Origin of the sequence: Rhodococcus sp. KRD197, assembly GCF_017168235.1 — a bacterium.
Lineage (GTDB): Bacteria > Actinomycetota > Actinomycetes > Mycobacteriales > Mycobacteriaceae > Rhodococcoides.
Genome location: NZ_JABFAO010000011.1, coordinates 486,011 through 502,850 on the forward strand (window position 1 = coordinate 486,011; position 16,840 = coordinate 502,850).

Annotated in this window: 17 protein-coding genes and 2 tRNA genes; 8 read left to right on the forward strand and 11 right to left on the reverse strand. The window is 63.6% G+C overall.

Going from position 1 to position 16,840, the window contains the following annotated elements; translation table 11 throughout:
• Window positions 1-48: 48 nt before the first annotated feature.
• Complete coding sequence (locus J1M86_RS18080; RefSeq protein ID WP_206511113.1) at window positions 49-1,035, reverse strand: thiamine-phosphate kinase; 987 nt, start codon at window positions 1,033-1,035, stop codon at window positions 49-51.
• Window positions 1,036-1,205: 170 nt separating this feature from the next.
• Between J1M86_RS18080 and J1M86_RS18085 the strand changes: the two genes are divergently transcribed.
• Both J1M86_RS18085 and J1M86_RS18090 read left to right on the forward strand, forming a co-directional pair.
• A complete protein-coding gene (locus J1M86_RS18085; RefSeq protein WP_075840143.1) occupies window positions 1,206-1,451 on the forward strand; it encodes an Lrp/AsnC ligand binding domain-containing protein in 246 nt (81 codons plus the stop codon).
• Window positions 1,452-1,474: 23 nt separating this feature from the next.
• Window positions 1,475-2,119 (forward strand): DUF3515 domain-containing protein, encoded by a 645-nt coding sequence (locus J1M86_RS18090; protein ID WP_206510858.1) that lies wholly within the window; start codon window positions 1,475-1,477, stop codon window positions 2,117-2,119.
• An 11-nt stretch (window positions 2,120-2,130) separates the two neighbouring features.
• Here J1M86_RS18090 and J1M86_RS18095 read toward each other — a convergent pair whose 3' ends face one another.
• Window positions 2,131-3,237 (reverse strand): D-alanine--D-alanine ligase family protein, encoded by a 1,107-nt coding sequence (locus J1M86_RS18095; RefSeq protein ID WP_206510859.1) that lies wholly within the window; start codon window positions 3,235-3,237, stop codon window positions 2,131-2,133.
• A 33-nt stretch (window positions 3,238-3,270) separates the two neighbouring features.
• Window positions 3,271-4,269: an NAD(P)H-dependent glycerol-3-phosphate dehydrogenase gene (locus tag J1M86_RS18100; RefSeq protein WP_206510860.1), complete on the reverse strand. Its 999-nt coding sequence runs from the start codon at window positions 4,267-4,269 to the stop codon at window positions 3,271-3,273.
• Between the two features lie 136 nt (window positions 4,270-4,405).
• On the opposite strand from J1M86_RS18100, the gene cofC reads away from it, so the two are divergent.
• The 3 genes from cofC (at window position 4,406) to J1M86_RS18115 (ending at window position 8,286) form a co-directional block, all read left to right on the forward strand.
• Window positions 4,406-5,056 (forward strand): 2-phospho-L-lactate guanylyltransferase, encoded by a 651-nt coding sequence (gene cofC, locus J1M86_RS18105; RefSeq protein WP_307786673.1) that lies wholly within the window; start codon window positions 4,406-4,408, stop codon window positions 5,054-5,056.
• A gap of 81 nt (window positions 5,057-5,137) precedes the next feature.
• Window positions 5,138-7,357, forward strand: a complete 2,220-nt coding sequence (locus J1M86_RS18110) for an RNA degradosome polyphosphate kinase (RefSeq protein WP_206510862.1) — start codon at window positions 5,138-5,140, stop codon at window positions 7,355-7,357.
• Window positions 7,357-8,286 carry a bifunctional NUDIX hydrolase/histidine phosphatase family protein gene (locus J1M86_RS18115; RefSeq protein WP_206510863.1) on the forward strand — a complete coding sequence of 310 codons (930 nt, stop codon included), beginning with the start codon at window positions 7,357-7,359 and terminating at the stop codon, window positions 8,284-8,286. Before J1M86_RS18110 ends, J1M86_RS18115 begins: the two co-directional genes overlap by 1 nt.
• 109 nt (window positions 8,287-8,395) lie before the next feature.
• Here the strand turns inward: J1M86_RS18115 and J1M86_RS18120 are convergent, their stop codons facing one another.
• The 3 genes from J1M86_RS18120 to leuC form a co-directional block, all read right to left on the reverse strand.
• On the reverse strand, window positions 8,396-9,094 hold the full coding sequence (locus J1M86_RS18120; protein WP_075840146.1) for an HU family DNA-binding protein: 699 nt from the start codon (window positions 9,092-9,094) through the stop codon (window positions 8,396-8,398).
• A gap of 149 nt (window positions 9,095-9,243) precedes the next feature.
• Entirely contained in the window at window positions 9,244-9,861 is a 618-nt protein-coding gene (leuD, locus tag J1M86_RS18125) for a 3-isopropylmalate dehydratase small subunit (protein WP_075840147.1), read from the reverse strand.
• Between the two features lie 70 nt (window positions 9,862-9,931).
• Window positions 9,932-11,356 (reverse strand): 3-isopropylmalate dehydratase large subunit, encoded by a 1,425-nt coding sequence (gene leuC, locus J1M86_RS18130; protein ID WP_075840148.1) that lies wholly within the window; start codon window positions 11,354-11,356, stop codon window positions 9,932-9,934.
• 147 nt (window positions 11,357-11,503) lie between these two features.
• Between leuC and J1M86_RS18135 the strand changes: the two genes are divergently transcribed.
• The 3 genes from J1M86_RS18135 to J1M86_RS18145 all read left to right on the forward strand — a co-directional run bounded on the left by J1M86_RS18135 (window position 11,504) and on the right by J1M86_RS18145 (window position 13,060).
• The gene (locus J1M86_RS18135; protein ID WP_075840149.1) at window positions 11,504-12,205 is read left to right on the forward strand and encodes an IclR family transcriptional regulator; all 702 of its coding nucleotides are present in this window, start codon (window positions 11,504-11,506) and stop codon (window positions 12,203-12,205) included.
• 68 nt (window positions 12,206-12,273) lie between these two features.
• A complete protein-coding gene (locus J1M86_RS18140; protein WP_075840150.1) occupies window positions 12,274-12,777 on the forward strand; it encodes a pyridoxamine 5'-phosphate oxidase family protein in 504 nt (167 codons plus the stop codon).
• 85 nt (window positions 12,778-12,862) lie between these two features.
• On the forward strand, window positions 12,863-13,060 hold the full coding sequence (locus J1M86_RS18145; protein WP_075840235.1) for a DUF5302 domain-containing protein: 198 nt from the start codon (window positions 12,863-12,865) through the stop codon (window positions 13,058-13,060).
• A gap of 66 nt (window positions 13,061-13,126) precedes the next feature.
• Here the strand turns inward: J1M86_RS18145 and J1M86_RS18150 are convergent.
• From J1M86_RS18150 to J1M86_RS18170, 5 genes are all read right to left on the reverse strand, one after another.
• Window positions 13,127-13,199, reverse strand: a tRNA-Glu gene (locus J1M86_RS18150).
• 121 nt (window positions 13,200-13,320) lie between these two features.
• Window positions 13,321-13,392: transfer RNA gene (locus J1M86_RS18155), tRNA-Gln, on the reverse strand.
• A 106-nt stretch (window positions 13,393-13,498) separates the two neighbouring features.
• Complete coding sequence (locus tag J1M86_RS18160; protein WP_187346796.1) at window positions 13,499-14,482, reverse strand: YihY/virulence factor BrkB family protein; 984 nt, start codon at window positions 14,480-14,482, stop codon at window positions 13,499-13,501.
• A 13-nt stretch (window positions 14,483-14,495) separates the two neighbouring features.
• Window positions 14,496-15,968 (reverse strand): glutamate--tRNA ligase, encoded by a 1,473-nt coding sequence (gene gltX, locus J1M86_RS18165; protein WP_075840151.1) that lies wholly within the window; start codon window positions 15,966-15,968, stop codon window positions 14,496-14,498.
• A gap of 61 nt (window positions 15,969-16,029) precedes the next feature.
• Entirely contained in the window at window positions 16,030-16,803 is a 774-nt protein-coding gene (locus J1M86_RS18170) for a fumarylacetoacetate hydrolase family protein (protein WP_075840152.1), read from the reverse strand.
• Window positions 16,804-16,840: the final 37 nt, after the last annotated feature.

The following is a 16,840-nucleotide window of genomic DNA, read 5'->3' on the forward strand; positions in this document are numbered from 1 at the left end:
GCCGTGAACCTTTCGTACTCGTAGCTCATCTGCTGCAACATAGCCGAGCTACTGAAAACTGGTCCATCCCGCGGGCCCGCTGTAGGACCGACTGTCGACGGTCACCGTGGGTGCGCCTCGCGGGTCCGTCGTTCGGCCGATCACGGTCCACCCGTTCGGAAGATCCGCTGCGGACGCGAATGTTCCGGCCAGTGCGTGATCTTCACCGCCCGTCAACATCCACGACAATGGTGACACACCCAGTTCTTCTGCAGCCGAGTTCATTTCGTCGCTCATGCTGAAACTTCCACTGTCGAGGTCGATGTCGACCGAAGAGGCCACCGCGATGTGACCCAGATCTGCGAGAAGTCCATCCGAGACGTCGGTGAGGGCGGTGGCACCGGCGAGCGCAGCCTGAACGCCCTGCTCGTACTCCGGCCTCGGCACCCGGTGCGCGCCCACGAGCTTCGGGTGCCCCGATATGCCGGACTGCAGGACGGCAAGACCTCCCGCCGACCACCCCAGCACACCGGCCACCGCCACCACGTCACCTGCTCTCGCTCCCGATCGCAGAACCGGGCCTCGGCCGTCGAGGTCACCCAATGCGGTGACCGAAATCACGAGGGCCGTGGACTCGACGAGATCCCCGCCGACCACGGACGCGCCGGCCCTGCCCGCCTCACGCCACATACCCTCGAAGATGCCGTCGGTGACGTTCACGGGAGTGTCGGCCGGGCAGCCGAGTGCCACGACGAACCCGGTACACCGAGCCCCCATCGCCGCGATGTCCGCGCCGTTCTGCGCGATCGCCTTGCGACCGATGTCGACCGGACTGGACCAATCGAGGCGAAAATGCCTGCCGTGCACCAACATATCTGTCGTCACCACAACGCGCCCGTCCGGCGCAGCGACAAGAGCGGCATCGTCACCGGGGCCGAGGATCGTGCTTTCCGACTGAGTCCGGCCCTTCGTGGCACGGTCGATCACGCCGAACTCACCGACTTCACCGACGGTGAGACTGGACGGTGGAATACGGTTCTCGCCGGCGTCGATGATCGTCCTCTTTCTCTCGCGATGTCTGTAGCTCGTTCTCGCGCGGACCGTCGCATATGTCTGCGGTACCTTTTACCGGCAACAGAGCAGACAGGGAAAGACTCGATCACGAGCGAGAACCTCCGCGAGACTACCTTCGGAGGTTGCGCGAGGATCCGGAAAGGGGCCTTACGATGCAGGCATTCGTCCTCGTGCAGACCGAGGTAGGCCGCGCGATGCTGGTAGCGGCAGCGCTGAGCGAGGTCGACGGCGTGGAGTCGGCCGAGGCGGTGCTCGGCCCCTACGACGTGGTGGTACGAGTCAACGGTGCAGACAGGTCCGCGATCGCCGAGATCATCGGGCGGGTACAGAAGACCGATTCGATCACCCGCACGCTCACGTGCGAGATCGCCGAGACCCCCGCTGCCGCGGACCGTTGATCGAGACTTCACACTGAACATCGATGAGTAACGATCGCGAACCGAACACCCCAGAGATCACCCGGCCGGACTCCGCCGAGGTCGCCGACGCCGCTGAGGCCGCTGAGGCCCCGGAGGCCGATGACGCCCAGGAGAGGCGGCATCCCGCGGTAATCGCGACTGCTCTCGCGCTGCCTATTGCCTTGCTCGTCGGTGTCATCGTCGCTGCGGTCACGGTAATCGGCGAATCGACGCGGCCGCCCGAGGCCCTTGGCCCGGTGGATGCGCCTGCGGCCGACACTGCCGACTGTTCGGCCGTTCTCGCCGGGTTGCCCGACGAGCTGGGTGACTACTCTCGCGCCGAGCTGATCGAACCTGCTCCGGTCGGGGTGCGCGCCTGGGCTCCCGACGACGCCACAGCCGATGCAATCGTGCTCCGCTGCGGCCTGCCTCGGCCGATAGGTTTCGACGTGGCCTCGGCGCTGCAGGTGATCAACGGGGTGCAGTGGTTCGAGGTATCCGGTGCGGATTCCGGTATCGACGCCAGCACCTGGTACACAGTCGATCGCCCCGTCTACGTGGCGTTGACTGTGCCTGGCGGCTCAGGTCCGACACCCCTGCAGGATGCGTCCGACGCGATTTCGGCGTCGCTGCCGCAGACACCTCTCGACCCCGCACCCCTGCAGTAGCGCCGCTCGGCTTATCGGAGCCCGGTGCCGCGGGCGATGGCTGTCTCGATGAGCGTGTCGATCAACGTTCGGTAATCGACGCCCGCCGCGTCCCACATCTTCGGGAACATGGAGATCGAGGTGAAGCCGGGCATGGTGTTGATCTCGTTGATCACCGGTCCGTCTTCGGTGACGAACAGGTCCACGCGCGCGAGCCCCTGGCAGTCGAGTGCGTGGAACGCATCGACTGCGATACGCCGGATATCCTCGCTCACGTTCGCCGACAGCGCTGCCGGGACATCGAATTCGCATACGTCGTCGAGATACTTGCTGTCGAAATCGTAGAATGCGTGATCGTCCGCGGGGGCGTCCGGCATGCGGATCTCCGCGACCACGCTGGCTCGGACGGATCCATCTGGGAACTCGAGCACCCCGCACTCGACCTCGCGCCCGTGTATCGCGCCTTCCACGATCACCTTGGGATCGTGCTGCCGAGCATGGTCCACCGCGCGCGGCAGCTGATCCCAGCTGGTGATACGCGTGATGCCGATCGACGAGCCTCCGCGCGCTGGTTTGACGAAGGCGGGAAGGCCGAGAAAGTCCTGCTGTTCGGCCATCAGCGCATCGACTCCCCGCCGAAGCACAACCTGACGGCCGACCGGAAGTCCTTCGGCGGCCAACAACTTCTTGGTGAACTCCTTGTCCATGCCCGCGGCACTGGCGAGCACGCCCGGGCCGACGTAGGGCACACCTGCGAGTTCGAGCAGACCCTGGAGCGTGCCGTCCTCGCCGTATGGGCCGTGGAGAAGCGGAAACACGACGTCGACAGAGGCGAGGACCGTTCCGGCGTCGCTGCCGTCGAGCGAGACGAGCGCGCCGGCTCGAGTCGGGTCCGCCGACAGTGTCAACGCGGTCGAGTTCTTGTCGACGCTGGGCAGTACTCGACCGGTGATGGCGAGTTCGTCCAGATCGGCGGCTCCGAGAACCCATGCGCCCTCGGAAGTGATACCGACGGGCACGACGTCGTAGCGCTCCGAGTCGATGTGCTTCAGCACACTTCCTGCAGAAACGCAGGAGACAGAATGCTCGTTGCTTTTTCCGCCGAAGATGACGGCGACTTTGGTGCGCGTTTGACTCACGGTGCTCAACCGTACCGTGAGCCTCCGTTCGGTCTACTCGGGCTTGATTCTCCGCCCCAGCAGATGCCCGACGGCGTCCGGTACGGACAGTCCTTCGTGGCATACACGGTGCACAGCATCGGTCAGCGGCATCTCCACGTCGTAGCTCTCGGCCAGTGCGCGCACCGATGTGCACGACTTGACGCCTTCGGCGACCTGACCGTGCGCTGCCTCCTGGGCGCTCTCCAGCGAACCGCCCGAACCGAGACGTTCACCGAAGGTACGGTTTCGTGAGAGCGGCGAGGTACAGGTCGCGACCAGATCACCGACACCGGCAAGTCCGGCCAGCGTTGCGGGCTTGGCGCCGAGGGCAGTACCGAGTCGGATGATCTCGGCGAGTCCCCTCGTCATGATCGAGGCCAACGTGTTGTCCCCGTATCCGACGCCGCTGGCCATTCCACATGCCAGCGCGATCACATTCTTGCAGGCGCCACCGATCTCACAACCGATGACGTCGGAGTTGGTATACGGCCGAAAGTAGCCTGTAGCACAACTCTTTTGAACCTCGAGTGCGCGCCTGGAATCCGAGCAGGCGATGACGGTCGCCGCCGGCTGACCCTCGGCGATCGGACGCGCGAGGTTCGGCCCGGACAGCGATGCGATCCGACTGGGGTCGGCACCGGTGACCTGTCCGATCACCTGGCTCATGCGCAGCAGCGTCCCGGTTTCGATGCCCTTGGCGAGGCTCAGCAGCGTCGCGTCACGAGGAATGAATTCAGTCCATTCGATGAGATTGGCCCGGAGCGACTGAGACGGTACGGCGAGGACAACGATGTCGGCGCCGGCGAGAGCACGCTCCGGATCGCTGGTCGCCGAAATCGTCGGTGGGAGCGAAATGCCCGGCAGATAGTCCGGGTTCTCGTGCCGATCGGAGATGGCCTCGGCGAGTTCGGCGCGCCGAGCCCACATCGTCACGTCGGTTCCTGCTTCCGCCAACACCTTGGCGAACGCCGTTCCCCACGATCCGGAACCGAGTACCGCTGCTTTGGTCATCGAAAGCCACCTTCTTGGGTCTGTGAGTGATCACGCCTGCCGCTCGGCACCGTACCGCCGCCCCACACTAACGTTCGGCGACCGGTGGCGAGGTCGAACGGCAGCTGATCGACGGTCGCTGGCAGGATCAATGGTCATGAGTACCGCGCACGTGGTGATCGCTGTGAAGGATCTCGCCGCCGCCAAGACACGCTTGGCCGATGCATTCGCCGACGCCGATCGTGCACGCCTGGTCGTTGCCATGTTCCGCGACACCGTCGTTGCAGCGTGGGCAGTCGAGGCCGTCGGCGCCGTCACCGTCGTAACACCGGATTCCGCGGTCTCCGACGCCGCCGCCGAACTCGGCGCGCGGGTCATCCAGGAGCCGTGCGACAGGTCGCCGCAGGACTCGGTGGCACGATTGAACTCGGCTTTCACTGCGGCGGCGTCCCTTGTACGCGACGAGGGAGACGATGACATCATCGCGTTGCAGGCAGACCTGCCCGCATTGCGTAGCCGAGAGCTGGCCCAGGCCTACCGACTCGCACCGGCCGACACACGATCGGTGGTGAGCGACCATCACGGGACGGGCACCGCCGCACTCATCCTGAAAGGACACACCGAGGAGTTCGCACCGCTGTTCGGACCTGCTTCCGCCCGACGTCACCGGGAGTCGGGAGCGAACGACCTGGACGGGTTCTGGCCCGGGCTCCGACTCGATGTCGACACCATCGACGATGTTCGAGCTGCGCACGCGCTGGGTGTCGGCGACGCCACCGCCGCTGTTCTCCGCTCGCTCGGCTGGTGACCGGATCCGCGCGAGCGACCAGCGCGAGACAATTCTCCGATCCGAGTTTCAGCGACCGCGCAAATGGGGGATGATCAGGACGTGAGCAACAGCGAATCCAAGGCCCCCGACGTCGGATCGATTGCCCAGCACAACGGCAGCGACGGCAACCCGGCCACCTCCCCGTCCGTACTCGGCAGCGCAAGCAGTCCCACTGCACTCCCCGCTGCGACCGAACCCCACGCCCCTGATGCGCGCGGTGCATTGCCTGAAAACCGTTACCTCAATCGCGAATTGAGCTGGCTGGACTTCAATTCACGTGTCCTCGCGCTCGCCGAGGATGCCTCACTCCCGCTCTTGGAGCGAGCCAAGTTCCTCGCCATATTCGCCTCGAACCTCGACGAGTTCTACATGGTCCGAGTCGCCGGACTCAAGCGCCGCGACGAAACAGGACTCTCGGTTCGTTCCGCCGACGGTCTCACCCCGCGCGAACAGCTGGTCCTGATCGGGGAGCGCACTCAGGAACTGGCCCGACGACACGCCCGGGTGCTGCTCGATTCGATCCTGCCTGAACTCACCGCTGTCGGAATCGAGATCATCCGGTGGTCCGATCTCGACGCCGATGAACGAGAGCGACTTTCGGCCTACTTCCACGAACAGGTCTTTCCGGTTCTCACTCCCCTGGCAGTGGATCCGGCTCATCCGTTCCCGTACATCAGCGGGCTCAGCCTCAATCTTGCTGTGACGGTGAAGGATTACGCCACCTCGGGTGAGCACTTCGCCCGAGTCAAGGTGCCGGACAACGTCGACCGCTTCGTGCGGGTTCGGCGTGGCGACGGTAGCCACCGGATCGATGCGTTCCTGTCGATGGAGGAAGTGATCTCGGCGCACCTCGATGTGCTCTTCCCGGGCATGGACGTCGTGGAGAGCCACGCCTTCCGCATCACCCGCAACGCAGACTTCGAGGTGGAAGAGGACCGCGACGAGGACCTCCTTCAAGCTCTCGAACGGGAGTTGGCGCGCCGACGCTTCGGATCGCCCGTCAGGTTGGAAATCGCCGACGACATGACCGAGCACATGTTGGAGTTGTTGCTGCGTGAACTCGACGTCGACCCGAGCGATGTCATCCAGGTTCCAGGTTTGTTGGACCTGTCCTGCCTGTGGCAGGTCTACGGCGTAGACCGTCCCGCCCTCAAGGACGCCCCATTCGTGCCCGCCACGCATCCGGCCTTCGGCGAACGTGAAACCCCGAAGAGCGTGTTCTCGACGCTGCGCGACGGAGATGTACTCGTTCATCATCCGTACGATTCGTTCTCCACGAGCGTGCAGCGCTTCATCGAACAGGCGGCGGCCGACCCGCAAGTCCTGGCGATCAAACAGACCCTGTACCGAACGTCCGGTGACTCCCCGATCGTCAACGCCCTCGTAGATGCTGCCGGCGCGGGCAAGCAGGTTGTCGCTCTCGTGGAGATCAAGGCTCGCTTCGACGAGCAGGCCAACATCGAATGGGCACGCAAGCTGGAGAAGGCCGGCGTGCACGTCGTCTACGGCCTGGTTGGACTGAAGACCCACTGCAAGACCTGCCTGGTGGTACGCCGAGAAGGGTCGGTCATCAGGCGGTACTGCCACATCGGCACCGGAAACTACAACCCCAAGACAGCACGGATCTACGAGGACGTCGGCTTGCTGACCTCCTCGCCGGAGATCGGTGCCGACTTGACCGACTTGTTCAACTCGCTCACCGGGTATTCGCGCAAGACCAGTTATCGCAACCTTCTGGTCGCGCCCTACGGTGTGCGACGAGGAATCGTCGAGCGCATCGAAGGCGAGGTCGAGCATCAGCAAGCCGGCCGGCCCGCCGGGATCCGCCTCAAAGCCAACGCACTCGTCGACGAACAAGTCATCGATGCGCTCTACCGGGCATCGGCGGCAGGGGTGCCCGTCGAAATCGTCGTTCGAGGCATTTGCGCTCTCAAGCCCGGCGTGCCCGGTCTGAGCGAAAACATCGAGGTGCGTTCGATTCTCGGTCGCTTCCTGGAACACTCCCGAGTGCTGCACTTCCGAGGCGCGGGTGAGTTCTGGATCGGCAGTGCGGACATGATGCACCGAAATCTCGACCGCCGCGTCGAGGTCATGGCGCAGGTGAAGGATCCACGACTGACCGACCAGCTCGACGACATCTTCGAATCCGCACTCGACCCGACCACCCGCTGCTGGATCCTGCGCGCAGACGGTGGTTGGGCCGCATCGCCGGCCCAGGGCGAGAGCGTCCGCGAACATCAGGTGGAGCTGATGCGTAGCCGTCGGAGCCAGGGCTCCTGATGTCCCGCAGCAAACCGTTGCGAGCAAACATATTCGCAGCTGGCGCCGTGCTGTGGCGCAAGTCCAGCGACGATCCGGGCGGCATAGAGGTCGCTCTGGTTCATCGACCGAAATACGACGATTGGTCGTTTCCCAAAGGGAAGATCGATCCCGGTGAGACCGTCGTCGAAGCCGCCGTTCGGGAAGTCACCGAGGAAACAGGGTTCGAAGCCACACTCGGACGCCACCTGTCCAAGGTGACCTACCCGGTCCCCGGTCATCAGAAGGTGAAGAAGGTCGATTACTGGGCAGCGGAGGCCAAGGACGGGAAGTTCGAGCCCAACGAAGAGGTGGACGTACTACGTTGGGTCTCCACTGACGAGGCAGCGGACCAGCTGTCGTATCGAATGGACCACAAGGTACTCGATCGATTCACCCAACATCCGGCGCACACCCAGACTGTGCTACTCGTTCGGCACGCCAGGGCCGGTCAACGTTCGCGATACAAAGGCGACGATGCCCTTCGTCCGCTCGATGCAGTCGGGCGAACTCAAGCGGCTGCGCTCGTGCCGCAACTGCTGGCGTTCGGGGCGGAGTCGATACACGCCGCAAACCGTCGCCGATGCGTTCAGACGGTTCAGCCGTTGGCAGAGACCATTTCGGAGCAGATCACGCTCGAACCGATGCTCTCCGAGGAGGGGTACTGGGACGACCCAGAAGCAGGTCGACAGCGAGCGGTAGATATCGCTTCTGCAGGCGGCGTTCGCACGATCTGCAGTCAAGGCAAAGTCATTCCCGACCTGTTGCAGTGGTGGGCGGGCAAGGACGGTGTGACGCTGCCACCGAATCGAAATCGCAAGGGCAGTGTGTGGGTGCTGTCACTGGTGGGTGGAACCCTCGTCGCCGCAGACCATATTGCCAGTCCCCTACCACCGCGTTCCGGCGGCTGACTGAAGCTTGGTACTCCGGTTCGGAACGTTGCGCAAAAAACTCAGGGCCCCGGCGAATATCGCCGGGGCCCTGAGTTCGCTCGGTGCGCAGTGCTATCTGCGCAGTGAGCTACTTGCGCGCGGTGCGCTTGGCCGGAGCCTTCTTTGCGGTGGTCTTCTTTGCCGCGGTCTTGGCCGGAGCCTTCTTGGCTGCAGCCGCAGTGGTCTTCTTCGCTGCAGTCTTGGCCGGAGCCTTCTTGGCCGCAGCCGCAGTGGTCTTCTTCGCTGCAGTCTTGGCCGGAGCCTTCTTCGCGGCGGTCTTGCGCGCCGTGGTTTTCGCGGGCGCGGCCTTCTTGGCTGCGGTCTTCGCCGGAGCAGCCTTGCGTGCCGTGGTCTTTGCCGGCGCTGCCTTCTTCGCCGCGGCCGTCGTCTTACGTGCAGTTGTCTTGACGGCGGCCTTCTTCGCAGCCGTCTTCTTCGCGGCAGCAGTCTTCTTCGCCGGAGTCGACGCAGATCCGCGCTTGACGGCAGGACCGGTGGCGGGGAGCTTCTGGCCGCCGGCGATGACAGCCTTGAACTGTGCACCGGGGCGGAATGCGGGGACATTGGTCGGCTTTACCCGAACGGTCTCGCCGGTACGGGGATTACGCGCGACGCGAGCTGCACGACGACGCTGCTCGAAAACGCCGAATCCGGTAATGGTGACGCTTTCGCCGCGGTGGACTGCGCGCACGATGGTGTCGACGATGTTCTCGACAGCCTCTGTGGCGCTCCGCCTGTCAGACCCCAACTTCTCGGTCAGGGCGTCGATCAGCTCTGCCTTGTTCATGGATTTCCTCCGCAATATTGTGGCCCATCGTCGGACCGACTACTACAACGGTAAACCCCCAGGCGTCAAGAGTCTATGAGCCACGCCAATTCTCATCCGGCGTGGCGGAATGATTTACCGCCACAATGCGTGTCGGAGGGCCGAAATCGTCACCCGTCGGAGGGCTCTTCGATCCGCGCCGGAAGCGTTGCAGGTTTCCATGACGGCCTTGACCTTTCATACTCCGCAATGGCGTCTACCTGGCGTAATGTCAATCCGATGTCGTCGAGACCTTCCAGCAGACGCCATCTCGTGTAGTCATCAATGGCAAAGCGCACCACCAAGGTTCCAGCGGTCACGGTCTTCTCGGCGAGATCGACGATTATTTCGAGACCGGGCTGCTCTTCGAGCGCCTTCCAGATCAATTCGACGTCGCTCTGATCCACTTCGGCTGCCAGCAATCCCGCCTTTCCGGCGTTGCCGCGGAAAATATCGGCGAACCGGGAAGCGATCACGACACGAAATCCGAAATCCGACAGCGCCCACACCGCGTGCTCGCGTGAGGAGCCGGTTCCGAAATCCGGTCCGGCGACGAGTACCGAACCCTTGTCGTAGGGCGCGACGTTGAGCACGAATTCCGGGTCGTTTCGCCAAGCCGAAAACAGCCCGTCCTCGAATCCGGTGCGCGTCACCCTTTTCAGATACGCGGACGGAATGATCTGATCGGTGTCGACGTTCGACCGACGCAGCGGTACGCCGATCCCCTTGTGCCTAGTGAATGGTTCCATCGAAAACTCTCCTACGATTGACAGGTACCGATACGTCTTCGGACTTCGGGACGGACTACGTGCGCGAAGTTCAGTCCAGGTCGGCGGGAGAGGACAGTGTCCCCCGTACCGCCGTAGCGGCCGCGACCAACGGCGAAACCAGATGTGTCCTACTGCCCTTACCCTGTCGTCCTTCGAAATTCCGGTTCGAGGTCGACGCCGACCGTTCCCCCACCGCAAGTTGATCGGGGTTCATGCCCAAGCACATCGAGCAGCCCGCCTGCCGCCACTCCGCTCCCGCGGCAGTGAAGATCTCACCGAGTCCTTCTTTCTCTGCCTGTGCACGCACGCGCATCGAACCCGGGACGATCAGCATGCGAACACTGTCCGCGACCTTCCTGCCGTCCAGAACCTCCGCTACCGCACGCAGATCCTCGATACGTCCGTTGGTGCACGAGCCGACGAAAACCGTGTCGACTGCGATCTCGCGCAGTGCCGTCCCAGGCTCGAGATCCATGTACTGAAGCGCCTTCTCGGCGGAGGTTCGCTCGCTTTCGTCGACCATGTCCGCCGGATTCGGCACCCGATCTCCGAGTGGGGCCCCCTGCCCCGGGTTGGTTCCCCACGTGACGAACGGAGTCAACGCGGACGCGTCGATACGAACTTCGTTGTCGAACACCGCATCGGGATCGGTCTTCAATTCCTCCCATGCCGCCACTGCCGCGTCCCAGTCGGCGCCGCGCGGAGCGTGCGGCCTGCCCTTGATGTACTCGTACGTAGTCTCGTCGGGCGCGATCATTCCCGCGCGTGCACCCGCCTCGATCGACATATTGCAGATCGTCATTCGAGCTTCCATGGACAGCTTCCGAATGGCCTCCCCGCGGTACTCGAGAACGTAGCCCTGCCCGCCACCGGTTCCGATCTTCGCGATGACGGCCAGGATGAGGTCCTTGCTGCTGACTCCTGGTGCGAGTTCGCCGTCGACTGTGATCGCCATGGTCTTGAACGGACGCAATGACAACGTCTGCGTTGCCATCACGTGCTCGACTTCACTGGTGCCGATACCCATCGCCAGCGCCCCGAACGCGCCGTGTGTGGAGGTATGACTGTCGCCACAGACCACCGTCATGCCGGGCTGAGTGAGACCGAGTTGCGGGCCGATGATGTGGACGATCCCCTGATCGAGATCCCCCATGGGGTACAGCCGAACTCCGAATTCCGCGCAGTTGCGCCGAAGTGTGTCCACCTGAGTACGCGAAACCAAATCTTCGATGGGCGAGAAGATGTCGGCTGTGGGGACGTTGTGGTCCTCGGTGGCGATCGTCAGATCCGGTCGGCGGAGCGGTCGATCCGCAAGACGCAGGCCATCGAAGGCCTGCGGGCTGGTGACCTCGTGCACGAGGTGCAGATCTATGAAGATGAGATCAGGTTCGCGCGCCCCACCTTCGCCACCACCGCGAACCACGACGTGCTGATCCCATACTTTCTCAGCCAGAGTGCGTGCTGTGCCGGCCATGCTTCATCACCAACCATTCTTCGAGTGCGTCGCGCCGGTGGACTACGGGCTGGCCCACGTCGCGTCATGTCGTCGATACCGGCTACCCCGAAGCGGCGCGCACGCCCTAACGTGCGTTCCCACTATGCGAGACGTTAATATCGACCTATGAGACAGCATAGCGGCATCGGCGTCCTCGACAAAGCGATGGGTGTTCTGTACGCGGTTGCCGAAGAACCCTGCACTCTCAGTGATCTCTGCGAACGCACCGGCCTGCCGCGTGCGACAGCGCACCGGTTGGCCGTCGGCCTCGAGATTCACCGACTGCTCACCCGCGATACCGGCGGCGTGTGGCGCCCCGGGCCTGGCCTGGCCGAGCTCGCCGCGAGCGCCTCCGACACCTTGGTCGACGCTGCGGCGGCAGTTCTACCGCGGCTACGCGAGATCACCGGAGAAAGCGTCCAGGTCTATCGCTGCGAGGGCACCGTCCGCGTGTGCGTCGCCTCGATGGAACCACCCGCGGGGCTTCGTGACACGGTGCTCGTAGGGGCCCGCTTGCCCATGACTGCCGGCTCCGGGGCCAAGGTCCTGCTCGCGTGGGCCGACCCACAGACTCAGCATGCACTACTGCCGGACGCAGAATTCGGGGAACGGGCTCTGGCCGAAGTTCGTCGCCGCGGATGGGCGCAGAGTGCCGGTGAACGCGAACCCGGCGTCGCCAGCGTCGCAGCGCCCGTACGCGACGCTGTCGGCAAAGTAGTTGCGGCCGTGTCTGTTTCCGGTCCGATAGACCGCATCGGCCGGAGACCAGGGGCACGGTGGGCCGCCGACTTGCTCGCCGCTGCCGAAGCAATCCACAAGCGCCTCTGAGATCCACAACGTAGCCGCGAAGGTGACGCAGTCACCATATCGGCCGAAGTTCTGCTAGAGAGTAGAGCGTGGGAACCAACCAGCGCACACAGATCACCATGACAGACGCCGAAACGACGACGTTTCTCGAACGCAGCCGCATCGCGAATCTCGCGACCCTGGGACGCGACGGCACACCTCACCTCGTGGCCATGTGGTACGGACTGATCGACGGAGAAATCTGGTTCGAGACCAAGGCGAAGTCGCAGAAGGCAGTCAACCTCCGCAGGGATCCGAGACTGACCGTGCTCATCGAGGACGGCCACACCTACGACACGCTTCGTGGGGTGTCCATCGAGGGTCACGCGGAGATCGTCGACGATGCGGAATCGATCTCGAAAGTCGGCATCAGCGTATGGGAGCGGTACACCGGCCCGTACTCCGAAGAAGTCAAGCCACTCGTGGATCAGATGATGAACAAGAGAATTGCGGTGCGCGTCGCCGTGGATCGCGTCAGATCGTGGGACCACCGCAAGCTCGGCCTGCCCGAGATGCCACTGTCCGGCACCACAGCGCGTTACCTCGAGCAATAGGCCACCGAGGCACACCGAAAAACCGGGTGATGCAATTTCGCAGGTGAGGTACGTTTTATTCGTCACCGACGTGCGAGGAGCGATCATGACCCCAACAAGCAAGAACCCATCCAGCAAGAACCCGCCGAGCGACGACGATATGAAGAAGAAGTTCCGCGAGGCACTCGACAAGAAGAACCACAGGGCCACGCCGACCACCGAACACAAGGACGGCGGTCCGAAAGTGAACAACGTTCACGGGCCGGCCGATCACCAGAAAATGTTTCGGCGCAAGAGCGTCTGAGCAAGGCCACGGTACGAACAGAAAAGCACCCTCCAAGCCAAATGGCTTGGAGGGTGCTTTGTTTTGTAGCCCCGACGGGATTCGAACCCGCGCTACCGCCTTGAGAGGGCGGCGTCCTAGGCCGCTAGACGACGGGGCCAGGAACTTTCATGGTAGCTGCGCTACCTGCACTGCTTTCTACCTGCACTGCTTGCTTCGATGAGAAGCTCGGTCAGTTTAACCGACCCGCGTTCGGCAACAAAATCGCTGCCGCTCGCTTGCTGGGGTACCAGGACTCGAACCTAGAATGGCGGTACCAGAAACCGCTGTGTTGCCAATTACACCATACCCCAATGGCTTTGTTCGAGATCCACATCTCGTCCGATGTGGACCGCGTTTCGGGCCGGGATAGAGACTATCAAACGACACCGGTGTTTCTCCAAATCGCCTGGTCAAGCGCTATGGAGAACGCTGTTCCTCGTCCGGGCGAGGGCCATCGAACGTCACTTCTATTTCCTCGAACCCCTTGCTGCGCTGCGCCTCGGCCTGCCCGGTGTACGTGAGCTCGTCGCCCTCGGTCAGTTCCACGTCGTCGGTGAACGGCGTGAGCAACGACCTCGGGTAGAGCCTCCTGACTCTGACGGCGTTGATTTCGACCGAGATCACGACGACCGCCGCCGCGATGTACATGAAGGCCAACACCCCGAGTACCACCGCAAACACTCCGTTGGTGATCGACGCGCGCGTGACGACGTACTTGATGTAGGCGCCGCCGAAGGCCTGCAACAGTTGCCACACCACACCGGCCACCATCGCGCCCGGCAGGACGTCGGTGAGGGACAGCGCTCGCGCCGTGGCAAGCCGGAAGGCGACCGTGAACACCACGGTGTTCAGCAGGACCATCGCCACGAACACGACGACGCCCGTGACGGGACCGAAGTACCCCGCCGAGCTGACGACGTTCACCGCGGTGATCGCGAGGACCGCCAGTCCGACGGTGCTGAGCAGAGCGAGACCGCGTACTCGCGCGAAAATGGGATCCGGTCTCAGATTCTTCGGAATCGCCCACGCAATGTTGGTGGCATTCTGAAGGGCCACGGCGACTCCGAGGCCGCCGTACAGGGACCCGAGAAACCCCACGATCAACCCGATGACTCCGCCGCCGATGTTCTGCGGCTCACCCAGATCCGTTCCGAGAATCGGGATCTGCTCGAGCGCCGACTCCAGGATTTCCTGCTGCAGTTCGGGATTGCCCGCGAGGACGAGGCCGAGAATCGTCGAGCCCAGCAGCAACAGCGGGAACAGCGACACGAAGGCGTAGTAGGCGATCAGGGCGGCAAGATAGCCGCCCTGATCGTCGACGAACTTGTAGATCACGGCGATGGGAAAGCCGAGCGCAGGATGCCTGCGCTGGGTCCGGTCCAACCAGCCGGAGAAACTCATCGGGCTTCGGCTGTCAACCGATGGTGGCGCGCGCAGCGCGCAGCCGAGCCAGTGTCTTCTCCCGACCGAGCAGTTCCATCGATTCGTACAACGGCGGGCTGACGTGTGATCCGGTCACTGCCACTCGTACGGGTGCGAACGCCTTGCGCGGTTTGAGCTCCATTCGCTCCACCAAGGCGGCCTTGAGCGCTTCTTCCAGATCGGCGGTGCGCCACTGCGCCAGCTCGGTCAGCGCGTCGATCGTGGCGTCGAGAACCGGGCCCGCGTCGGCGCCCAGGTTCTTCGACGCGGCGGCCGGATCGATTTCGAAGTCGGCGTCGTCGACGTACAGGAACTTCAGCAAGTCCCATGCATCGGCCAAGACCACGATTCGCGTCTGCACGAGATCCGCCGCAACCGCGAACTTCGTCTCGTCGATTTCGGCCGGCAGATGACCATGCTCGGTGAGAAATGCGCGGAGCCGCCCAGCGAAGTCTTCCGGCGACAGCAACCGAATGTGCTCGGCGTTGATGGCGTCGGCCTTCTTCTGGTCGAAACGCGCAGGGTTCGAGTTGACCGAGGAGATGTCGAACGCGGCCACCATCTGATCGAGAGTGAAGACATCGTGGTCGTCGGAGATGCCCCACCCGAGCAACGCCAGGTAGTTGAGCAGTCCCTCGGGTACGAACCCTCGGTCGCGGTGGATGAACAGATTCGACTCGGGGTCACGCTTGGAGAGCTTCTTGTTGCCCTGACCCATCACGAACGGCAGATGCCCGAACTCCGGCGCACGCTCGGCGACACCGATCCGCACGAGAGCCTCGTACAGTGCCAGTTGCCTCGGCGTGGAGGAAAGCAGATCCTCACCGCGCAGCACGTGCGTGATCTTCATCAAGGCATCGTCGACAGGATTGACCAAGGTGTACAACGGAATTCCGTTGCCGCGAGTCAACGCGAAGTCCGGCACGGTTCCGGCCTTGAAGGTGGTTTCGCCGCGCACCAGGTCGGTCCAGGTCAGGTCGTGATCCGGCATACGCAGGCGGACAACGGGCTTGCGACCCTCGTCCAGGAAGGCCTGCTTCTGCGCATCGGTCAAATCGCGGTCGAAGTTGTCGTAGCCCAGCTTCGGGTCACGCCCTGCGGCGCGGTGCCGCGCTTCCACCTCCTCAGGCGTGGAGAAAGACTCGTAGGCCTCCCCGGCCTCGCGGAGCTTCCGAACGACCTCGAGATGCTGATCGCGCCGAAGCGACTGACGGTACGGCTCGTACGGGCCACCGACCTCAGGGCCCTCGTCCCAGGACAGACCCAGCCACCGCAACGCGTCGAGGATGGCGGCGTAGGACTCCTCGGAGTCTCTGGCTGCGTCGGTGTCCTCGATGCGGAAGACGAAACTCCCGCCGTGATGGCGGGCGAACGCCCAGTTGAACAGCGCCGTGCGGATCAAACCGACGTGCGGCGTTCCGGTCGGCGACGGACAGAATCGGACTCGTACTTCAGTGGAGGTCATGTCTCACTCATCGTCGAGGGGTTGAATTCGCCTTGGGTCGTGCTCAGCTTTGTGCGGCGCTCTACTTCTTTGCGGCGACCGGGTTCGTGAGGGTTCCGATACCTTCTACGGTGACGGACACCGACTGGCCCGACGTGATCGGACCGACGCCCTCGGGGGTACCGGTGAGAATGACGTCGCCGGGAAGCAAGGTCATCACCGCCGAGACCCACTCGATGATGTCGGGGATGTCGTGCAGCAGCAGCGAGGTTCGACTGCGCTGCTTGACCTCACCGTCCACCTCGGTCCTGATCTCGACATCCGAGGGATCGAGGGCGGTCTCGATCCAGGGCCCGAGCGGACAGAACGTGTCGTGCCCCTTCGCCCTCGTCCACTGCCCGTCCTGCCGCTGATGATCGCGCGCGGAGACATCGTTGGCGACCGTGTATCCGAGCACCACATCGAGCGCCTTCGACGCAGGAACATCCTTGCAGGGCCGTCCGATGATCACTGCGAGCTCGCCCTCGTAGTGCACCTCGGAGGAGGTGGGGGGCAGCACGATCGGGGCGCCGGGGCCGACGATCGATGTGTTCGGCTTGAGGAAGATGACCGGCGAGTCCGGGGCTTCGCTACCCATCTCAGCGGCGTGCGCGGCATAGTTCTTGCCGATTGCAATCACTTTGCTCGCGAGAATTGGTGCGAGCAGACGTACGTCGGCGAGTGGCCACGACCGACCGGTGAACGTCGGTGTGCCGAAGGGATGTTCGGCAATCTCCCGCGCCGTCCGCTCTTCACCCTCTCCCTCGATACTCACGAATGCCACACCATCAGGACTTGCAATTCGACCCAGACGCATGTCGGAAGTCTATCGACCTTCGACGCGCAGTGACGAC

Bases quoted from the DNA above. Each gene is read 5' to 3' on its own strand.
- leuC (WP_075840148.1), bottom strand. From the start codon at position 11,356: ATGGCCGGCACAGCACGCACTCTGGCTGAGAAAGTATGGGATCAGCAC.
- J1M86_RS18170 (WP_075840152.1), bottom strand. From the start codon at position 16,803: ATGCGTCTGGGTCGAATTGCAAGTCCTGATGGTGTGGCATTCGTGAGT.
- J1M86_RS18135 (WP_075840149.1), top strand. From the start codon at position 11,504: ATGAGACAGCATAGCGGCATCGGCGTCCTCGACAAAGCGATGGGTGTT.
- J1M86_RS18100 (WP_206510860.1), bottom strand. From the start codon at position 4,269: ATGACCAAAGCAGCGGTACTCGGTTCCGGATCGTGGGGAACGGCGTTC.
- J1M86_RS18160 (WP_187346796.1), bottom strand. From the start codon at position 14,482: ATGAGTTTCTCCGGCTGGTTGGACCGGACCCAGCGCAGGCATCCTGCG.
- J1M86_RS18085 (WP_075840143.1), top strand. From the start codon at position 1,206: ATGCAGGCATTCGTCCTCGTGCAGACCGAGGTAGGCCGCGCGATGCTG.
- gltX (WP_075840151.1), bottom strand. From the start codon at position 15,968: ATGACCTCCACTGAAGTACGAGTCCGATTCTGTCCGTCGCCGACCGGA.
- J1M86_RS18090 (WP_206510858.1), top strand. From the start codon at position 1,475: ATGAGTAACGATCGCGAACCGAACACCCCAGAGATCACCCGGCCGGAC.
- J1M86_RS18120 (WP_075840146.1), bottom strand. From the start codon at position 9,094: ATGAACAAGGCAGAGCTGATCGACGCCCTGACCGAGAAGTTGGGGTCT.
- J1M86_RS18115 (WP_206510863.1), top strand. From the start codon at position 7,357: ATGTCCCGCAGCAAACCGTTGCGAGCAAACATATTCGCAGCTGGCGCC.
- cofC (WP_307786673.1), top strand. From the start codon at position 4,406: ATGAGTACCGCGCACGTGGTGATCGCTGTGAAGGATCTCGCCGCCGCC.
- leuD (WP_075840147.1), bottom strand. From the start codon at position 9,861: ATGGAACCATTCACTAGGCACAAGGGGATCGGCGTACCGCTGCGTCGG.
- J1M86_RS18145 (WP_075840235.1), top strand. From the start codon at position 12,863: ATGACCCCAACAAGCAAGAACCCATCCAGCAAGAACCCGCCGAGCGAC.